16 protein-coding genes are annotated in these 19,255 nt (G+C 40.3%); 5 read left to right on the plus strand and 11 right to left on the minus strand.

The genetic code is table 11. The features are described 5' to 3' along the window. Positions 1-229: 229 nt before the first annotated feature. Positions 230-1,813 carry a tetratricopeptide repeat-containing sulfotransferase family protein gene (locus I6F45_RS10595; protein ID WP_165741147.1) on the minus strand — a complete coding sequence of 528 codons (1,584 nt, stop codon included), beginning with the start codon at positions 1,811-1,813 and terminating at the stop codon, positions 230-232. 87 nt (positions 1,814-1,900) lie between these two features. After that, positions 1,901-4,318 carry a TonB-dependent receptor gene (locus I6F45_RS10600; RefSeq protein WP_165740024.1) on the minus strand — a complete coding sequence of 806 codons (2,418 nt, stop codon included), beginning with the start codon at positions 4,316-4,318 and terminating at the stop codon, positions 1,901-1,903. A 477-nt stretch (positions 4,319-4,795) separates the two neighbouring features. Between I6F45_RS10600 and I6F45_RS10605 the strand changes: the two genes are divergently transcribed. Both I6F45_RS10605 and I6F45_RS10610 read left to right on the plus strand, forming a co-directional pair. Continuing rightward, positions 4,796-5,890 (plus strand): NADH:flavin oxidoreductase/NADH oxidase, encoded by a 1,095-nt coding sequence (locus tag I6F45_RS10605; protein WP_166421440.1) that lies wholly within the window; start codon positions 4,796-4,798, stop codon positions 5,888-5,890. Positions 5,891-5,964: 74 nt separating this feature from the next. Beyond that, on the plus strand, positions 5,965-7,161 hold the full coding sequence (locus I6F45_RS10610; protein WP_165740021.1) for an MFS transporter: 1,197 nt from the start codon (positions 5,965-5,967) through the stop codon (positions 7,159-7,161). A 73-nt stretch (positions 7,162-7,234) separates the two neighbouring features. On the opposite strand, the gene I6F45_RS10615 is transcribed toward I6F45_RS10610, so the two are convergent. The 4 genes from I6F45_RS10615 to I6F45_RS10630 all read right to left on the minus strand — a co-directional run bounded on the left by I6F45_RS10615 (position 7,235) and on the right by I6F45_RS10630 (position 11,553). Next, positions 7,235-8,098 carry an EamA family transporter gene (locus tag I6F45_RS10615; RefSeq protein WP_165740019.1) on the minus strand — a complete coding sequence of 288 codons (864 nt, stop codon included), beginning with the start codon at positions 8,096-8,098 and terminating at the stop codon, positions 7,235-7,237. A gap of 232 nt (positions 8,099-8,330) precedes the next feature. Then, complete coding sequence (locus I6F45_RS10620) at positions 8,331-9,074, minus strand: FadR/GntR family transcriptional regulator (RefSeq protein ID WP_024591884.1); 744 nt, start codon at positions 9,072-9,074, stop codon at positions 8,331-8,333. A 443-nt stretch (positions 9,075-9,517) separates the two neighbouring features. Continuing rightward, a complete protein-coding gene (locus I6F45_RS10625) occupies positions 9,518-10,504 on the minus strand; it encodes a Gfo/Idh/MocA family protein (RefSeq protein WP_165740017.1) in 987 nt (328 codons plus the stop codon). Positions 10,505-10,542: 38 nt separating this feature from the next. Next, positions 10,543-11,553: an AraC family transcriptional regulator gene (locus I6F45_RS10630; RefSeq protein WP_165740015.1), complete on the minus strand. Its 1,011-nt coding sequence runs from the start codon at positions 11,551-11,553 to the stop codon at positions 10,543-10,545. 102 nt (positions 11,554-11,655) lie between these two features. On the opposite strand from I6F45_RS10630, the gene I6F45_RS10635 reads away from it, so the two are divergent. After that, complete coding sequence (locus tag I6F45_RS10635) at positions 11,656-13,260, plus strand: GMC family oxidoreductase (protein WP_165740013.1); 1,605 nt, start codon at positions 11,656-11,658, stop codon at positions 13,258-13,260. A 13-nt stretch (positions 13,261-13,273) separates the two neighbouring features. On the opposite strand, the gene I6F45_RS10640 is transcribed toward I6F45_RS10635, so the two are convergent. From I6F45_RS10640 to I6F45_RS10655, 4 genes are all read right to left on the minus strand, one after another. Beyond that, positions 13,274-14,089: a class I SAM-dependent methyltransferase gene (locus I6F45_RS10640; protein ID WP_165740012.1), complete on the minus strand. Its 816-nt coding sequence runs from the start codon at positions 14,087-14,089 to the stop codon at positions 13,274-13,276. Positions 14,090-14,092: 3 nt separating this feature from the next. Continuing rightward, entirely contained in the window at positions 14,093-14,491 is a 399-nt protein-coding gene (locus I6F45_RS10645; RefSeq protein ID WP_165740010.1) for a hypothetical protein, read from the minus strand. A 531-nt stretch (positions 14,492-15,022) separates the two neighbouring features. Then, entirely contained in the window at positions 15,023-15,442 is a 420-nt protein-coding gene (locus I6F45_RS10650) for a DUF3429 domain-containing protein (protein WP_165729525.1), read from the minus strand. Between the two features lie 288 nt (positions 15,443-15,730). Further along, entirely contained in the window at positions 15,731-16,168 is a 438-nt protein-coding gene (locus I6F45_RS10655; RefSeq protein ID WP_165729524.1) for a PACE efflux transporter, read from the minus strand. Between the two features lie 364 nt (positions 16,169-16,532). Between I6F45_RS10655 and ahpC the strand changes: the two genes are divergently transcribed. Then, the gene (ahpC, locus tag I6F45_RS10660; protein WP_007581822.1) at positions 16,533-17,102 is read left to right on the plus strand and encodes an alkyl hydroperoxide reductase subunit C; all 570 of its coding nucleotides are present in this window, start codon (positions 16,533-16,535) and stop codon (positions 17,100-17,102) included. 154 nt (positions 17,103-17,256) lie between these two features. After that, positions 17,257-18,831, plus strand: coding sequence for an alkyl hydroperoxide reductase subunit F (ahpF, locus tag I6F45_RS10665; RefSeq protein ID WP_197160427.1), 1,575 nt, complete (start codon positions 17,257-17,259; stop codon positions 18,829-18,831). A gap of 130 nt (positions 18,832-18,961) precedes the next feature. On the opposite strand, the gene I6F45_RS10670 is transcribed toward ahpF, so the two are convergent. Continuing rightward, the gene (locus I6F45_RS10670; protein WP_197160429.1) at positions 18,962-19,222 is read right to left on the minus strand and encodes a hypothetical protein; all 261 of its coding nucleotides are present in this window, start codon (positions 19,220-19,222) and stop codon (positions 18,962-18,964) included. Between the last annotated feature and the right edge of the window lie 33 nt (positions 19,223-19,255).

Raw genomic sequence — 19,255 nt, forward strand, 5'->3', positions numbered from 1 at the left:
CCTACGTCAAAAGGTAGGTTGGTTAAGCCGAAGGCGCCACCCAACAGAGTTTCAGATTTACGCCTTGAAGGTTCGCTATTGGCACTCTCTATTCACTCGACAACATAAAATATTGATAATAATTGGCCAGGTGTTTTACTGTGTCGGATGGCGCTTCGCTTATCCGACCTACACTTGCACAAGCGGGTTATTCTTGGTTCACACACCTAACTCCTAAGCTATAAAACCTTTACTCAAAACTGATATTTTGCTTTAAAAAGTAATCTTCAATTTCATCAGTATTCGGCTTAAACGCTTTCCAGCGGCCAATTGCTTTATTGTTAAGTGGTTGGCGTACTTGCACCTTGCTTGCGGTAGAAACCGGTGCGGTGTTTAAGTGAAAGTCTATACACTGTTCTTGCCATTCGAGGTTACAAAAGCTCACTAAGTCTTTTATTTGCTGCTCGGGCTGTGCGACTAACTCTTCGTATTTTACTAATTTTATATTGCTGTGCAGGGCGCTAAAGTGCTGCATTAGTTTGTAAAAACGGCTGTAAAATTTAGCGGTGTCGAGTAAATCGAGCGAGTACGCGTAGTAGGGGTTATTAATGGTGAATAACTGGCGATAGTTGCCAATACAGGTGTCCATTGGGTCGCGCAGCATACAAATTATTTTGGCGTTTGGCAGTGCTTTGGTTATTAAGTCGATATAAAAAAAGTTAAACGGGAGTTTATCTATAAAGTGCTTATGGCTGCCTGTTATTACGCGTGTTGCGTTTAAATAGGTTGACCCAAGTTGATTAAAATCAAGCTCGTAGGCTTTACTGAGCGTTTGAGTGTCGAGCACGTGAGGTGTTTGTGTTTGGCTTAGCTTTTTAACGCTTAGGCCAAAGTCTTGTAATTCACCGGCTGATTGCACGTCGCTGTGGCTCGATAAAATACGCTCAACTAATGTGGTGCCAGAGCGGGGCATACCTAATACAAAAATAGGTTCGGCCGTTGGGTTACCCTGTGTTAGCGCTTGTGTGTGCTGTTCACTTAAGCGTTTAATATGTTCAAATAACTCAGTTGAGCTTTTATGATCAAACGGCTGCACAGCACGTTTTGCTACTTTACCTTGCTCTAACGCGTTAAAAGCCTCTGAATATTCACCAGTATCTTGATACTCTTTTGCGAGTGCATGGCCTATATGCAATTTTGCATCGGGGTGTGTTACTTGCTCAAACACGTTTTTTAAGCGTTCAATATGGTTGTTTTGCTTACTTACTTTAGTTAAATCACTTAATGCAAAATGACTTTGATGATGCAGCGGGTTAAGCGCTATGGCATTTTCAAAAGCGTGTTGGGCTTTATCAAATAGCCCTAAAAACTTAGCGCTTACACCGTAGTTATAATAAAACGGGGATTGAGCTTTGTTAGCCGCTGTAGCCAGTTTAATAGCGCGCTCAAAGTAGTTAAGTGCGTGTTCGTGAATGCCTGCTTGAGTAAGTGCAACGCCAAGTGTGTCGGCATCAAGGGCTTTAGTTATTTGTTTTAATGGCACCGATAGTGCGGTGTTTTTTGCTTTTTGTAATTCGCCAGTAAGTGCGTAACATTTAGCAAGTTGCGCGGTGTATTCAATACTTTGGCCAAGGGTAAGAGCTTTTTCGATGAGCTTTATTGCTTTGTGTATTTGCCCAACAGTTAAATTAACCATAGCTAACAAAAAATACCCATCAGCAAAGTCTGGTTTGAGTGTAACTAACTCCACTAGGGCTTTGTGTGCTTGCTCTATTTTACCTTGGTTTAGGGAGTGTATTGCGCTTTGATGAAGTTGCTTTAAATTTGGCTGCATGGTTTTGGTAATTATTATTTTGTAAAAGAAAATAAAAAGGCTCAAATAAATTTGAGCCTTAAAACATTGTTTAAAAATTACTATAAATTATATTTCAAATTTGTAGTTAAATTTAACACCTACCGTAAGCGGGCGATTAATGTAATGGCCGTAGTTACGTTGTATGTCGGCGCCATTAGCTGATGTTATATCTGCATCTGAGCGACGAACGGATGTAACCGCGTATTTGTTGAATAGGTTATCAACATATAGCGTAGTTGACCATGCATCAGCCGTTAATTTAGCTGATATATTACTCAAACTGTAACCTGGTAGTGTTTCGCCGTTATCACGAAGTCCTACTCTTGAAAGCACGTCGCTTTGCGCGGTTAAACCGTAGTTAATATCAAGCGTTTTGTCGTTAAACACGTCTGTTTGATAGTTTACACCCATCGAAAATTGGTTTTCAGGCGAACCTGGCAAACGGTCGCCGTCTTCTGCGCCACCGGTACCATCGGCATTAAACAAAAATGGTGCGTCTGATGTTAGTTCTGCTTTTGTGTAAGCGTACGTAGCGTAAACCGAAAACGAGTCAGATAAAATAGCGCGGGTTGAAATTTCTACCCCTTTTGCATTAGCGCTACCTGCGTTTGAAAGGTACGTTAATTGACCTATATCTGTAGCGCCCGTAATTTGTGCATCATCCCAATCTACGTTAAATAACGCGGCGTTAAAGTGTAGTTGGCTTCTAAACCATGTACTTTTAAAGCCTAGCTCGTAGTTTGTTGTGGTGTCGGCTTCATACAATAATTCGTCAGGTTTACCACAACCTGTTTGTTGATCCTCAATAATTGGATCAGGGCAAGACACTAACCCATTTGAGCCGCCAATTCTAAAGCCTTCACTTACTGTTACATAACCCATTACTGAGTCAGTGAACTGGTATTTAGCATTAAATTTAAATAAGTTACCGTTATCGCCTGCTTCGTCTTTTTCGTATGCAACGGTGGTTACATCAGGATCTACTCCACCATACAATGTATTTGCTAGCGGGAAGTCAAAAGCCGCTTGCGACTCTATATCGTATTTGTAAAAACGGGCACCAATGGTCACATCTAATTTGTCGGTAACTTGGTAGCCAACTTCACCAAATAGTGCAGACTCAGTGACGGTACTTTTTGTAAGCTCTAAGTATTCTAATGAGTCAGGTCTTAGCTGCTCGCCACCAAAGTTATCGATAGCGAATTGGTCAAACCCAGGCGTAAACTCTCGGCTTGACGCTTCGGTTTCTGTTTTGTTGTAAAAGCCACCCACAATCCAGTTAAAGTCGCTGTCGCCTTGCGACACTAAGCGAATTTCTTGAGTGAAGGTATCTTCTTCGTCAATTTCACGGGTAAACGTTGAAAACGAAGGAAACTCTTCATAACCGTAATCAAGACGAATAAGTAAGTCTGTTTGGTCGCGTTGGCCGTCGGCATCAAAGCTCGAAATACCGGTTGCTGATACGAGCTCTGCAAAACCTAGGTCGGCTTTTAGTTCAAGGCTTAGTAATTGATCTTTTTTCTCGCGAGGCTCTTCAAAGCGATAAGCCGATTCGTATTTACCTATTACGTCGCTTAAGCCGTTGTTTGCATTAAGGCTGTTGTAATGAACAATCGAGCGACCTTCGCTGTCTTGGTTTTGGTAAAAGTAGTTAAGCGTACCTTCAAACGATTCATTTGGTTTAAAGCGAACAGAAATACGACCAGTAGTGGTGGTTTCGCCGTTGGCGTCTTTTACATTTTTAAGGTTGTTATTAACTGCTGAGCTATCGCTCCAATCTGGATCTGGCAACGATACGCCTGGCTCGCGTACTACGTAACCGTAATCGATAAAACCTGGATCTTCATATACGTTTAAGCTGGCGCGTACTGCTAATTTATCTTCGATAATAGGAAGGTTAAATATAAAACCGCCTTCGCCACCTAAAGAGTCACTTTCTTTTGTTTGAAATAGGTCGCCGTATACTTCAAGCGATGTAAAATCAAGCTCAGGCTGTTTAAGCATGTAGCGAATTGCACCGCCTAATGTGCCTGCACCATAAAGGGTGCCTTGTGGCCCAATTAATACTTCAACACGCTCAATATCTACTAGGCGCATATCTACCGAAACAGGAATTTCGTTAATGTAAGTAGATACTGTGCCGCCATCTGATGATGGACCAGATGAATTAGTATTTAAACCACGAACAATAATAGGCGAGCCTGAGCGGCCACCTTGATCAGTAATTGTTAAACCAGGTACCCAGCGTGCTACATCCGCAAGCTCATTGATATTTTGATCTTTCATAATATCTGCATCAAGGGCTGTAATATTTAGCGGTGCATTTTGCACAGAGCCGCTGCGCCTTGTTGCTGTAACTTCGATTACTTCGAGTGATTTGTTTTTAGCTGCAACTTCTTCTTGAGCAAGTGCGGCATTAGGCAATAAAAATACGCTAGAAACAGCGCTCGAAATAGCCAAGGTTAACAAGCTTGGTTTAAACATAAAAAGTGATCCCCAGTTCAAATGTTTTACATTAGTAAATTAAGTTAAGCAGTTTATCAGGGAGTGAAGTAGCTTGGAATATCTAAATTGAATTTTAATTCACTTTTGTAGAATAAATATGGTTTGTATGTGGGGTTTTTATTTAGTTAATAGGCAATATAAGCAATAGCTTAGTGCTATTAGGTACAGTTAGGTTAAAAATCACACCCTTGTTTAAAGGTAAATAGTCATTCATTTTTTAAAGATGGCTTTATGACGCGCTCGTTAAACAAATTATTACATTAAAATTGATAGTTTATAATGTCATTAGTTATGCTTTTATCAGCACTATTAAAGTGTGTTTTTATCCCCATTAAGAGTGGTAGTCGTATTTATAAGTAACTGTGTAAGTTATTGAGTGAGCGTGTTTGATTGCCGCTTCGTATACTCTTTTTTGTTTTGTCCGCACTTTTTTGTGCGTGTTTTTAAGGATTAACAATGAGCCAACTATTTTCGCCTTTATCACTTGGGCAAGTAACGTTAGATAACCGTATTATTATTGCACCCATGTGCCAGTACTCAGCAAACAATGGCGCTGCTAGCGATTGGCACACTATTCATTTGGGCCAATTGAGTTTGAGTGGTGCAGGATTGCTAATTTTAGAAGCAACAGCAGTAAACCCAGAAGGGCGTATTAGCTACGGCGATTTAGGGCTTTGGAATAACGAAACCCAGCAAGCCCTGGGCAAAAGCCTAAAAGCAGTAAGACAATATAGCCCTATGCCTATTGGTATTCAGTTGGCGCATGCTGGGCGCAAAGCATCAACTGAAAAACCATGGGACGGTGGCGATGCTATTGCACCTGATGACGTTAATGGCTGGCAAACGCTTGCACCTTCGGCAGTTGCGTACGACGATAGCAGCCCAGTGCCAAAAGCAATGAGCCAATCTGACATAGATTCACTAATTAAAGATTTTGTAAGTGCAGCTAAACGCGCTGATGAACTCGGCCTTGATTTAATCGAGCTACATGGTGCGCACGGTTACCTGTTACACCAGTTTTTGTCGCCACTTTCAAACAAGCGCGATGACAACTACGGTGGTAGCCTAGAAAACAGAATGCGTTTATTGCTTGATGTGTTTAAAGCGGTAAGAGCGGTATTTCCTAGTGAAAAAGCGGTAGGTGTGCGTATTTCGGCAACTGATTGGGTTGAAGGCGGCTGGGATTTAGATCAATCGATAGTGCTTAGTAAAGCGCTTGATGAACTCGGCTGTGACTTTATTCATGTAAGTACTGCGGGTTTAAGTCCTGAGCAACAAATACCAGTAAAACCTAATTTTCAGGTACCGTTTGCAACAGCTATTAAAGAAGCTGTGAATATGCCTGTTATAGCGGTGGGTTTAATTACTGAGGCGCAACAAGCCGAGGATATTATTAGTGAGCAGCAAGCCGATGGTGTAGCGCTGGCGCGTGGCATTTTATATAACCCGCATTGGCCGTGGCATGCAGCTGCAGAGCTTGGCGCTACAGTAACTGCACCTAAACAGTATTTACGCTCAAGCCCACATGGGCAGCCATCACCAATTAAGTAAAACGAAGTTTTTTGTAAAAACCCAACCCGCGTTTGCTGGTTGGGTTTTATTATTTTTATAAAGTAGAGACACACATGACCCAACCAGGCGTTTCACCACAACCACTTAGCAATACTCTCGTTACTATTATTGCTTTGTGTTGCGGTCTTATTGTTGCCAATATTTACTACGCTCAACCTATTATTGAGTTGCTTGCCCCTGAAGTTGGATTAAGTGCGCACAGTGCTAGCCTTATCGTATCGCTTACACAAATAGGCTACGCTTTGGGGTTGTTTTTTTTAGTGCCATTAGCTGACTTAATTGAAAATAAGCGTTTAATGCTTATTACTTTAGCTGTGTCGTTTTTGAGTTTGGTGGGTACGGCACTTGCTGATTCACCTAATGTAATGCTTATTTTATGTTTAATGATAGGTATGAGCTCGGTTTCTGTTCAGGTGCTTATTCCGCTTGCTGCGCATTTATCGTCTGACGAGAAGCGCGGACAGGTTCTTGGCAATATTATGGCGGGTCTCCTGCTAGGTATTTTGCTGGCAAGACCTATATCGAGTTTAATAGCCGATCACTTTGGTTGGCGTGCTGTATTTTACTTTGCAGCAGGGTGTATGGTGTTTATTGCAGGCGTAATTTATTTTGCTATTCCAAGCAGGCAACCTACCCATAAAACAACGTATTTTAAGTTATTAAAATCGCTTAAACAGTTAATGATTAGCCAACCAGTGCTGCGCCAACGTTCACTTTTTCAAGCATTAATGTTTGCATCGTTCAGTTTATTTTGGACGAGCGTACCGGTTGTGCTTGCCCGTGAGTATGGTTTATCGCAATCAGAAATAGCACTGTTTGCACTTGTCGGTGCGGCAGGTGCTATAGCAGCCCCTATTGTTGGGCGTTTGGCCGACAAAGGCTATACACATCAGGTCTCTTTACTTGCAAAAGTTATAGCAGCTGGTTGCTTTTTACCCAGTTTGTTTGATTTACCTTACGGGATAGTAATTTTAGCGTTAACGGGTGTGTTTATTGATTTTGCTGTGCAAGCCAATATGGTACTTGGGCAACGCGCAGTTTACGCACTAGAGCCACAAAGCCGAGCACGTTTAAACGCTATTTACATGACCAGTATATTTGTAGGTGGTGCAGTGGGGTCGCTTATTGCCAGCCCGTTATATGAAGCAGGTGGTTGGACAGGTATTGCCCTGGTTGCTACGGGTATGCCGCTTATTTCGTTGATTGGGTATTTGGTTACAACTAACAAGCAAAGTAAGGCGGTAAGCTAATTACGTTGCTACAAAAAAGCCACTGCTTACGCGGTGGCTTTATTTTTTAGAATTAGTCGATTACAGTTTTTATTTAAGCAACCTGTTTTTTTGCGTTTGAAAACGAGCTACCAACAGATGCAACTATCACAAGTAAAATAGCTAGCCACTGCCATAAAGTAAGTAACTCACTTAAAATAATAAACCCTGCGAGCGAAGCTATTGCAGGCTCTAAACTCATCATTACGCTAAACCCTTGTGAAGGCATGTTACGCAGTGCAACCATTTCAAGTGTGTAAGGCAGTGCGCTTGATAAAATAGCAATACCAATACCCAGTGGGATAATTTCCCACGTAAACGCGGCGCTTTGCATAATGCCGCCGTATGGTACTAGCACTATAGCGGCAACGGTCATACCCAATGCGACAGTTGCTCCACCAGAGCTTTGTGTGCCCGTTTTTTTACCAAATAATATATAACCTGCCCAACATGCACCGGCACCAAGCGCAAGCGCTACACCCAATGGATCAAGGCTGTCTTGGCCGCTCATATCAGGAAGCAGAAGCAAAATACCGGCAATAGCACAGGCAACCCAAAATAAGTCACGTTTGCGGCGTGATGAAAATAAGGCAACAGCAAGCGGGCCTGTAAATTCAAGCGCTACACCAATGCCTAGTGGAATGCGTTCAATGGCGTAATAAAACAAAATGTTCATGCCGCCTAAACTTAAACCATACACAATTATAGGAATACGATTACCAGAAGTAGGTAAGTGTTTCCAAGGTTTAAACACTAAGCAAAGTATAAAGGCAGAAAAACCAAGCCTAAGGGCAGTTGTACCTTCAGGACCAACAATAGGAAAAAGCTGTTTTGCAAATGACGCGCCCGTTTGAATGGTCATCATAGCAAGCAGTACACACACTATAGCCAGTAAATAACTTTTTGAAGATGCTTGCATTTTAATCCTTGAGTTGAGTAACTCTATCAATTAGTTATGTAATGCAGGGAGTATAAAAGCTAAACCCGCCCGATATTAATGGCGGCATAGTATCTTTTTTTAAATTTATAGGTAAGTGTTTGCGACCAAAAATAGCGCAATTAAAAGTATATTAAATAGGGCGGGTAAATAAAGTAAGAGGTAAAGTTAGCAAACAGGCGTTTGCTAACTTTAATCAGTTGGTTAAAATGCCTTAGTGGGCACTTTTATTAACTAAGCCATCAAGCGAGTAGAGGCCTCGTTTTTCATCATTTTTGCGTTTAATTTCTTCAAGTGCGCGCGATTCTACGGCATCAAATAAAGCATTAATTAAGCGGTTAAAATGTTTGTGCATTGCGGTGCGCGCTGCATTTGCATCATGCGACTTTAGGGCTGTATAAATAGCGGTGTGTTCGTCCATAACGCACTCGTTATTGTTTTTACACACACTGCCATAGTCAGCAACAATTTGTGGGTTTGTTAAACGTAAATCCCACAAGTTAGACACTGCAAATTCAAGTGCTTTATTGCGCGTTGCTCTAGCTATAATTTCGTGGAACTCACGGTCGGCTTGCTCAACATAAAGGCCTTTTTCCATGGCAATTAATGTTTTATTTAGTTGCTCTAGTTCTTCTTCTGTAATGCTTTGAGCAGCTAAAGCGGCAATTTCGCCTTCAATTAATGCGCGAGCTTGAGTAAGTTCAAATGCACTGATCTCTTTTGATTTTATAGATGCATTTTTTTGTTCTACTACGTAAACACCAGAGCCGGTTTTAACTTCAACTCGGCCACGTACTTCTAATGCGATAATAGCTTCTCTAATGGTAGGGCGACTTACATCAAACATTTCTGCAAGTTCACGTTCAGGTGGTAAACGACTCCCAGCAGAAAATTCGCCTTGATTTATTAAAGACTCAATTTTATCAACTATGCGCCAAAATAAGCGACGATTACCCATACTTTACCTTCATTACCTTAAGGAATAATGGCCTCTGGGGCCTAAAAGTCAAAACCAACTGTTAATACCAGAGGTTACCTCAAAATTCACTATTATGTCAAAATTCTAACGCGATGTTATGGTTAAAAACCACTATACACCAATGGTTGTATTGTTGTATTACCAATTTAGTTTAAAATAATGCAATTGGCTAGCTTGATTGGTAATGTTTTTATGTGTTAGGTTAGTTTTAAGGTTATTGAATAATAAATATTGGTAATAAACCGATTTTGGGTTGTTAGTGTTAAGTTTGTTGTAGAAGTATTTGATTGCCCATGGATGGGGATCGCTATTTTTAAATGTGTTTGTAAAGTGTGTTTTGTAAAATGTGTCGTTGTACGAGAGCTATTTAAGCTTTCTTCTGGGCGTTAACTGTCGTTGGTTAACGCCCATATTTTATTTAGTTAGTCGTTAGGGTACACAACCCCAAGCTGTTTGCGAGCTTCATCAAGTACGCTCATTACGTTACTGGCTAAAATATGTGTATTAACGGGTGACTCAAGAATATTTTGCTTCACTAACGCCATAAAATGTTCAACTTCGTATTTCATAAAGTGCTCATCAAACGGCTGGGACATAACCTCTACCTCACCATTATTAGCAATAAACTCCACCTTTTTGAGTTGCGATACGGCTTCTATTCGTATGCGTCCAAGCTCGCCTTGTATTTCGGTTATGTTGTCGCCTTGCGATATTTTAGAGTAGCTAATAACGGCTTGTTTATCAGCGTAGTTTAGTAATACATCGCCCGCACCATCTACACCTGTATCAAGTAATACGCCACTGGCACTTACGCTTTGCGGCGCTCCCCAAAGTGCAATTAATAAATACAGTGGGTAAATCCCTAAATCAACTAAAGCACCATTAGCAAACTCGGGTAAAAACGTATTTGGACGCTCGCCATTTTTATATTTATCGTAACGCGATGAATATTGACTGTACTGGCCAATATATTTACGTGGTGTGCCAATTTTTACCATTGCCTGTTGCAGCCGTGCAAAGTTAGGTAAGTGAGTGGTCATCATGGCTTCCATGTAAAGGCGCTGATGTTTTTTTGCTGTAGCTATAATGCTTGCAAGCTCTTTAGAATTGGCTGCTGATGGTTTTTCGCCAAGGACATGTTTACCCGCTTCTAGGCACATAACGGCATATTGTTTGTGTAAGCTGTTAGGGGCGGCTATGTAGACAGCATCAACATTTTGATCTTGGCATACTTGCTCGATTGAGGTGAAAATTTTTGCTTGTGCATTTTGTGGGTGTTTGGCTAAAAATGCTTCGCCGCTTGATACTGCGCGCGAGCACACACCATATAAATTAAAATCGTTTAACGTATTTGCAGCGGCTAACAGTGTGTCGCTAATAAAATTGGTGCCAACAATAACAAAGTTCATGCTCACTCCTTAGCTTAAATAAAAAATAATAAGAGCGTTTAGTTTAACATTTTTTTAGTCCTATATGCTCGAGGAGAGCACCCAAACCAGCGTTTAACATTAACACTTAGCGTTGCTTGCTCCTGATACCCTAAAAGCTCAGATATGGTTGAGATTGTAAATTGGTTTTGCGCTAAATAGTGTGCAGCTAAAGCGCGACGAGTGGCATCTTTAAGTTTTACAAAACTCGTATTATGTTTGATAAGTTCTCGATGCAGAGTACGCGGGTGCATACCCAGCGCAGCTGAAATAGTTTGGTTACTACATTGATAAATAGGAAGCATAGGCCTAATTAGTGCACTAACTTGGTTGGGCAATGGTTGTGTGTGTTCTTTGTTTTTTGCCAAGAAGCTTAGCGCCGCTTGTACTTTATTTAGTTCAGGGTGATCAAGCTCAAGAGTTAAATCACTTTTTGAGATTACAATACCAGCGCTGTTGCGATGCTCTATAACGTTACAACCAAAGTAAGTGTTATAGGCACGAGTATTAGTACTTAATTTTTTTGGCAAAAATATATTAATTGGTTTGCAGCGGTTATTACTCAGCTTTTTAATAACAGCCAATGCTAAACCAATGGTTAGCTCAATCACTTGGTTGATGTTCGGTAATGGTTTTAAATTAATTTCGAATGATAAAAACAAGCTTTTATCATTCTCTAAAGGGTGCGAGTTTAAGCTAAGTGCAGGGCTGTGCAAGTGAAGGTATTTAATAACCCAATTAAGTGCATCACCTAAATTAGTACTACTTTTGGCAGCTATTGCAATATGTCCTAAAATATCAAAATTTTGTCTACTAGCGAGCTTAAGGCCAAAACTAGAGCAATTGAACTTACAAGCACAGTATTCTAAAAGCTCAGCGTAATCTCGATAAGGTAAATAGTGGTTGTCGAGATTTTTAAAGTCAACGTTACTAATATTACAGTTTTGCATTATTTCATGCGGATCGCCGCCAAATTCGCTAATTAGGGTATCTATACCTTGTAATGACGTGGCTCTGATTAGGCTGCTCATGGTTAACCTCAAATAAACGATGTCTAAAAATATCAAGTTTTGTTGAATTTTTCTATGCACTATTACTGCAAAAGCCGTTTAAAACTTTTATTAAGGTACACCATGAACAATACAACATTTGATTACATTGTGATTGGCGCAGGCAGTGGTGGCTGCGTGATGGCATCGCGCTTGTCTGAAGATAAAAATGTAAGTGTGTGCTTAATTGAAGCAGGCGGCAGCGATAAAAGCGCATTTGTACAAATGCCAGCTGGCATAGCAGCGAGTGTGCCTTATGGCATAAATAGTTGGCATTACAATACAGTACCTCAAAAAGAGTTAAATAATCGGTGTGGTTTTGTGCCGCGAGGCAAAGTGCTGGGTGGGTCGAGCTCTACTAATGCGATGGTTTATATTCGCGGTACTCAATACGATTACGACCAGTGGGCACAGCTTGGTAATACCGGCTGGGATTTTAATAGTTTACTCCCGTATTTTATTAAAGCTGAAAACAATAAAACCTTTATAAATAATGAGCTGCATGGCACTGATGGCCCCTTACATGTGCAAGAACTTAATAACCCAAGTGCAATTAACCAGTGTTTTTTAAACGGCTGTAAAGAGCAGGGCGTTAATTTAAGCGACGATATTAATGGTGCAGAGCAGCAAGGTGCACGGCTTTCACAAGTGACTCAGCATAATGGCGAGCGTTGTAGCGCCGCTAAAGCGTATTTAACACCTAACTTAAATAGAGCTAACTTAACGGTACTGACTAAAAGTCACGTTAATAAAATTATAATTAATGATAAAAGCGCCCAAGGTGTGCAAATAGAAAAAAACGGCAAAGTAATAGATTTACTTGCTAATAAAGAAGTGATTTTGAGCGCCGGTGCTATTAATTCACCGCAGGTATTAATGCTTTCGGGTATTGGCCCTAAAGCTCAGTTAAGCGCTCATAATATTAAAGCTCAACACGTACTAGAAGGTGTGGGTGCTAATTTACAAGATCACTTAACGGTAGTGCCGCTTTATAAATCAAAAACAAACAAGGGTACCTTTGGTATAAGCCCACTTGGTATTGCGAGCATTTTTAAAGGCTGCGTTAACTGGTTTAGTAAGCGAGAGGGGCGATTAACAAGTAATTTTGCAGAGTCGCATGCGTTTATTAAGCTATTTGAAGATTCGCCTGCATCTGACGTACAGCTAGAATTTGTTATAGGGCTGGTGGACGATCATAGTCGTAAATTACATACTGGGCATGGTTACAGTATACACAGCAGTATTATGCGCCCTAAAAGCCGAGGAACTATTACATTAGCTGACAGCAACCCACGTAGTGCTCCACTTATTGATCCTAACTACTTAAGCCACCCAGACGACATAGTTGCAATGCTTGCTGGCCTTAAAAAAACACTCGCTATTATGCAAAGCAAAGCCTTTGATACTATACGCGGTAAAATGGTCTATCCGCTTGATATAAATAATGATGATCAGTTAATTGAGTTTATACGCCAAACTGCAGATACCGAATATCACCCGGTTGGTACATGTAAAATGGGGCAAGACTCAATGGCGGTGGTCGATACTAATTTGCGAGTACACGGGGTAAGTAACTTACGCGTAGTGGATGCGTCGATTATGCCTTCCATTGTTACCGGCAACACAAATGCACCGGTAATTGCGATTGCTGAAAAAGCAGCTGATTTAATTAAACGCGGCAACGTTTAATTATTAAAGATACTTAGCTATAAAATTCGTTTAACCATTGTTGCCAATCGCTTTCAAGGTGCAGCATTTGCTGATGCTTTTTAGCGTTTAGGTGCTTGGTTTCGTCCTCGCTTGCCATGTAAGGTCCAACGCGACAAAGCGGGCAGTGGTTAGGTGTTAAATATGCTGGCTTTGTAAGGCGTGAGTTTAATTCACTAGTGTGTGTATCAATACCTTTTGGGCTGAAAACGTAAGTAATACCGCTGGTGTCTTTTACGTGTTTATCGCGGTCAACATTACGAATTTTATAACCTTCAAAATGATTAATATCAAACGGGGTTTGACCTAAATAATCAGCGGTTAAACCATTATTTAAACTGCCTTCAATATTCCACTCACGATACGGCTTTACATCTTTAGAGGTTATGTAACAAAGCATTGGGCCATCAGGGCTCAGCGCATATTCGTTAGCGTATTTAATAAACTGGTGCAGTAAAGCGCGGTTTAGTACATTCATACTGGTTTGGCGAGTGTTGTTTTCAAATGCTTCACGGCCAACAAACGCAGGTATAAGCGGAAACTGAAAAATAACCACATCAAAGCTGTGCTGATTTGCACTTAGAGTTTGCCAACACGCAGGGTTTGTTACATCAAAGCTATTAAGTACGGCAACGTTTTGCGCTTTTAAATCGTTAAGCGCATTGTCTTGGTACTTTTGCTCAATAGTAATTGCATCATCGTAGGTAGAGGCCACTAATATGTGCGGCTTTACGTTGTTATGTATGGCGCTCGAAAATGATAAGTCGCCATCGCCAACAGTGAGTATTCGCCAACCAGGATCTAAATACATAAATTAAAGCGGTTTAGTTGGTGTGTTATCAGCATCAGGCGTACTTTTTTGAGACTGTGCTGCAAGTAAACGATGAAACGCAAGTCTGGTTTTTAATCCTTCGATTGCGATTTGTTTAATAATAAGATTAAAGGTAATTAAAATGGCAAAGGCAATATGAATAGGCCCGTGGGTAAATCCTGCATTTGTATCGTAAAGCATTAAACCGAATAGCAAAAATAAGACGACTAAGAAAATTTCGAGTAATTGACTTGAATAAAAACTCAAACGACCTTCACTTTTATGATCTTTTTTTATGCGGATAGCACAAAAAAATGGGATCACTTTGATTTTAAATGCCGCGTTTTTTTCTACGTAGTTTTCGCCAAGTTCATCAAGTTGTTTTCGTAATTGGTCAATCATGGTGTGTCCTCAAATAGCAGTGCGCGGATATTACCTTATTACCACGCAATATTTAAGTTTACAGCTGTTATTTAACCTGAACTCTAGGGCCTGTTTATCTTTCGAGGTTAAATTTGCAGCAGACTGTTTGGTATTTAGGCAAGGCAAAGCCTATGTAGTGTGGTTATTCCCCATAAATAGGCGATAACGCAGCATAAATGCCAAACATGCGCTGCCCGAAGGGTTCTGCCTAGGGGCAATTTACTCTTTGTTGCTCGGTTTTTACTTAGCCCACTAGGTTACAAACCTCACGCCGCGATTAAATCGCCCCTAGATTGAACAAATTTTAATCCTGAAAGGTCAATAGGCCTTAGTTAAGAGATTTGCTAACTCGTTGAATTGTAGTGATATTTGAATTTATTTTCTCTAGCCAGAGATTTTCTGTGAGAACAAGGCGAATTTACGCGTCAATAGGGGCCTATTGCAAGTAAATTCAACGCACTTAACACTGAAAATAGCTGCTTGAGATAGATTTATTATCCAGAGCTCAGGTTACTTAGGGTAAATACTCATACCAATAGTTAGGATGTGACAAACAAATACAACGGAGGTCAGCACAAAGCGCATTTTTTGATAATCTTTATGATAGGTTTTCCATTGTGGAGTGGCTTTTTCAAATATAAGTACTAACCAAAAACTAGCACCTAACCAAGCGAGTGCCCACTCTACAGGTAAAAATGATAAAAATGGAACTGGGATAACAGGTAATACCGCTTTAATTGCATTGCTATAGCTTTGCTCTCCGGCCCGCCACAAGTTACCTGCCATAAATGCTAAAATGGCGATACTGTAAAAAGTAAAAAACTCTAAGTTAACGCTGTTACTACCAAACACAAGCGGCCATGCCACGCAGCCTAAAAAAGGAAGTAGCCCTAGGTAGCCTAGTTGAATGTGATTAACAAATTTTTCCATAACAGTGTGCCTTGTGTTTGAACGTTTTTAAGCGCGGCTATTGTAGCAGTATTTTATAAGTAAAGTGGATTTACAATAAATGCGAGCTACTAAATAGTGTAGAGGTATTAATTGATTAAACGTTGTAGATAAAGCACTCGATCTTCATTGTTATTATTTCTTTAAATATAAAGTAATACAATATGTAGGGTAGGCTGATGATTAGCCTATTTTATTTTTACTGGGAGATGATACTTATCGTTTTATCAGATTAAAAAGCCTCTTAAAGAGGCTTAATTAAAAGGTGTTTTACTGCGTTGTTTTATCACTTTTGGCGGATTCTGGTAGGCCAAAAGCGCGGTCAAACGCCCATGTAAAAATAATTGCATAGATAAAGAAAAACGCAAACAGGCCAAGGTTTGCTATTAATGCATTTAGGGCTGATATATTTAACCACAACGACATTACAGGGATTAGTAATAATACCAACCCACCTTCAAAACCAATGCCGTGCAATAGACGCCTGCCTAAAGTACGCCCTCGCTCAGCTTGCTTTGCTTCCCAGCGTTCAAATAAAGCGTTAAATACATAATTCCAGCCAAGTGCAATACTTGATAAAACAATCGCTAAACCGATTGCTGAAGAGGCTGATTTGTCAAAAATAAAGCTGATAATAGGGCCAACAAAGGCAATGGCAAAAAATTCATATAAGACAGCCTGTAATACTCGGCGTTTTTTAGGAGTCATAATTAATCCCTGTTTAAGATACTTAGCTTAACAATTGATTGATACAGTTAAATTGTACCTCGCGTTTTAAATAATTGTACAGGTATGTTGCTGTAAGTACGCCATAAACGTATCTAAATTACCTGCGTTTATTGGCTATTTTTAGCTTGTTGGATATAAACCAAACAGTTGGCTGGCTTGTTGTTTTCCCCCATATTTATGGATATTGCTTGCAATCTAAAAAACAGATTGCTTTAATCTAAACAATCAATTTTATTTAATTTCCCATTAGCCTTATTGTACTAATCAAGCCAACGCAAAAGGTCGTTTAAAACGAAAGCGTTGATTACTTTTTAAATACATTAAACATAGATGAGGAAATACCATGAGCACTTCATTAATCAACACAAAATTACAACCATTCAATGCAACCGCTTACCACAACGGTGACTTTGTAGAATTGTCTGAAAAAGATGTTCTAGGTAAATGGTCAATCTTCTTCTTTTACCCAGCAGACTTTACATTTGTATGTCCTACTGAACTTGGTGATGTTGCAGATTATTACGCACAACTTCAAGAAATGGGCGTAGAAGTTTACTCAGTATCGACTGACACTCACTTCACTCACAAAGCATGGCACGATACGTCAGACACAATTGGTAAAATTACTTACCCAATGATTGGCGACCCAACAGGACGTATTACTCGTAGCTTTGGCGTAATGATTGAAGAAGAAGGCTTAGCACTTCGCGGTACATTTGTAATGAACCCAGAAGGCGAAATTAAAATTATCGAAACTCACGATTTAGGTATTGGCCGTAGCGCTAAAGAACTTGTTCGTAAAGTACAAGCGGCACAATACATTGCAACTCACGACGGTGAAGTTTGCCCTGCATCTTGGCAGCCAGGTGAAGACACACTTGCACCTTCACTAGACCTAGTTGGTAAAATCTAAGTATAGATTTATTCCTACTATAAGGGCAGGTAACTGCCCTTAAATCAACGAACATCCGTTTGTTGGTGCCTCCTATATCAATACACTTGTTTAAGCACATGCATTATTTGGCATGGGAGGCTTGCTGTTTAAATTTTCCTAAAAGGGTTAAGCCATGTTAGATAACAACATAAAAAATCAATTAAAAAGCCATTTCGAATCGCTTACTCAACCTGTTGAGCTGCTTATTGCCTTGGATGACAGCAAAAAATCAGCAGAAGTAGAAAGCTTAGCAAACGATTTAGCCTCACTGAGCGATAAATTTACGGTAATAAACAACCCCGACACAAGCGCACGTCGCCCGTCAATGGTTGTACATTCACCTATTAAAAACACTCATATTACGTTTGCAGGCGTACCTATGGGCCACGAATTCACAAGTTTAGTGTTAGCGCTTTTACATACTGGCGGACACGCAAGTAAAGCCAAAAGTGAAGACATTGAGCAAATACAATCGCTTACTCAAGAGCTCAACTTTGAAGTATATATAAGTTTAAGTTGCCAAACGTGCCCGCAAGTAGTCCAAGCACTTAATACTATGGCAGCAACAAACAGTAATATTAAAGCGACCATGATTGATGGCGCATTATTTCAAGATGAAGTAGAAGAGCGAAATATTTTAGCTGTACCGGCTGTGTATTTAAATGGCGAACCATTTAGCCAAGGTGCACTGAGTCTTACCGACATACTTAATAAACTAGATAGCAAAGGTGCACAGCGCCAAGCTGAGTCGCTAAGTAAAAAAGACAAATTTGATGTACTTGTAATTGGTGGCGGGCCTGCGGGCGCATCGGCTGCTATTTACTCAGCACGAAAAGGGTTAAATACAGGTATTGTTGCCGACCGATTTGGCGGACAAGTTGCCGATACACTAGCAATAGAGAACTTTATTTCGATTAAAGCCACTGAAGGGCCAAAATTGGTTGCCCAGCTTGAAGAGCACGTTAAAGAATACGACGTGGATGTAATGCATAATCAGCGCGCAGCAGCACTTGGTTATAACAATGGCTACGAAATTACACTAGAAAATGGCGCAGTACTTAAAGCTAAGTCGCTCGTACTTGCCACCGGTGCACGCTGGCATGAAATGAACGTACCCGGGGAGCAAGAATATCGCGGCCATGGTGTGGCATATTGCCCACATTGCGACGGCCCTTTATTTAAAGGTAAACCTGTTGCTGTAATTGGCGGTGGTAATTCAGGTATAGAAGCGGCAATCGATTTAGCCAATATTGTACAAAGCGTTACAGTACTTGAATTTGCAGACACATTACGTGCAGATGAAGTACTTATCCGTAAAGCTAAAAGCATGGCTAATATTACTATTATCAAAAGTGCACAAACAACTGAAGTATTAGGTAATGGTAAAAAAGTAACAGGCTTAATGTACACAGATAGAGTGTCGGGAGAGAGCAAAGAGCTTGAACTTGACGGTATATTTGTACAAATAGGTTTGATACCTAATACAGAATGGTTAAAAGACAGCGACCTTGAATTAAGCAAATTTGGTGAAATACTGATTGATGCTAAAGGCGCGACGTCATTACCAGGCATTTATGGCGCGGGGGATGCAACCAATACTCCGTTTAAACAAATTATTATTGCAATGGGCAGTGGTGCAACAGCAAGCTTAGGCGCATTTGATTATTTAATTCGTCACTCTGAAGAAGCTGATCAAAGTGCTGCTTAACATTATTTAATAAAAAATTTAGTAAAAACTCTCTTGATATAACAGCAAGGCTACACCCATAGCTGTTTGTTGACCCAAGCCGCCCTTCTCCAAAGGCGGCTTTTTTTATTCTCAAAAATTAGTATGCAATTTAATCGCATCCACCACCAGAATCACCACCGCCGCAATCTGTATGGGAATGAGATGAGTTGCTACTAGAATAAACTGAAGAGTCACTCCCAGTATAAGCTGATGAACCGCGTGATGACTTAGCACTTATGAACGTAACTAAAAACAAAATACCCGATACGATTACAACGGTTATTGATGAATCCCACTGGTCAGTTGAAACGCCTTTAAATACTGCAACAATAAGTACTGTTAGTAATATAGTTCTAATTATGTTTTTCATTTTATGTTCTTATTTTTTACCAGTGGCAGTGCA

The sequence above is a fragment of the Pseudoalteromonas sp. SWYJZ19 genome (genome assembly GCF_015864375.1).
Lineage (GTDB): Bacteria > Pseudomonadota > Gammaproteobacteria > Enterobacterales > Alteromonadaceae > Pseudoalteromonas > Pseudoalteromonas arctica.

Coding starts and splice junctions, on each gene's coding strand:
- I6F45_RS10605 (WP_166421440.1), top strand. CDS start 4,796: ATGAGCCAACTATTTTCGCCTTTATCACTTGGGCAAGTAACGTTAGAT.
- I6F45_RS10670 (WP_197160429.1), bottom strand. CDS start 19,222: ATGAAAAACATAATTAGAACTATATTACTAACAGTACTTATTGTTGCA.
- I6F45_RS10655 (WP_165729524.1), bottom strand. CDS start 16,168: ATGACTCCTAAAAAACGCCGAGTATTACAGGCTGTCTTATATGAATTT.
- ahpC (WP_007581822.1), top strand. CDS start 16,533: ATGAGCACTTCATTAATCAACACAAAATTACAACCATTCAATGCAACC.
- ahpF (WP_197160427.1), top strand. CDS start 17,257: ATGTTAGATAACAACATAAAAAATCAATTAAAAAGCCATTTCGAATCG.
- I6F45_RS10625 (WP_165740017.1), bottom strand. CDS start 10,504: ATGAACTTTGTTATTGTTGGCACCAATTTTATTAGCGACACACTGTTA.
- I6F45_RS10615 (WP_165740019.1), bottom strand. CDS start 8,098: ATGCAAGCATCTTCAAAAAGTTATTTACTGGCTATAGTGTGTGTACTG.
- I6F45_RS10630 (WP_165740015.1), bottom strand. CDS start 11,553: ATGAGCAGCCTAATCAGAGCCACGTCATTACAAGGTATAGATACCCTA.
- I6F45_RS10600 (WP_165740024.1), bottom strand. CDS start 4,318: ATGTTTAAACCAAGCTTGTTAACCTTGGCTATTTCGAGCGCTGTTTCT.
- I6F45_RS10645 (WP_165740010.1), bottom strand. CDS start 14,491: ATGATTGACCAATTACGAAAACAACTTGATGAACTTGGCGAAAACTAC.
- I6F45_RS10610 (WP_165740021.1), top strand. CDS start 5,965: ATGACCCAACCAGGCGTTTCACCACAACCACTTAGCAATACTCTCGTT.
- I6F45_RS10640 (WP_165740012.1), bottom strand. CDS start 14,089: ATGTATTTAGATCCTGGTTGGCGAATACTCACTGTTGGCGATGGCGAC.
- I6F45_RS10635 (WP_165740013.1), top strand. CDS start 11,656: ATGAACAATACAACATTTGATTACATTGTGATTGGCGCAGGCAGTGGT.
- I6F45_RS10620 (WP_024591884.1), bottom strand. CDS start 9,074: ATGGGTAATCGTCGCTTATTTTGGCGCATAGTTGATAAAATTGAGTCT.
- I6F45_RS10595 (WP_165741147.1), bottom strand. CDS start 1,813: ATGCAGCCAAATTTAAAGCAACTTCATCAAAGCGCAATACACTCCCTA.
- I6F45_RS10650 (WP_165729525.1), bottom strand. CDS start 15,442: ATGGAAAAATTTGTTAATCACATTCAACTAGGCTACCTAGGGCTACTT.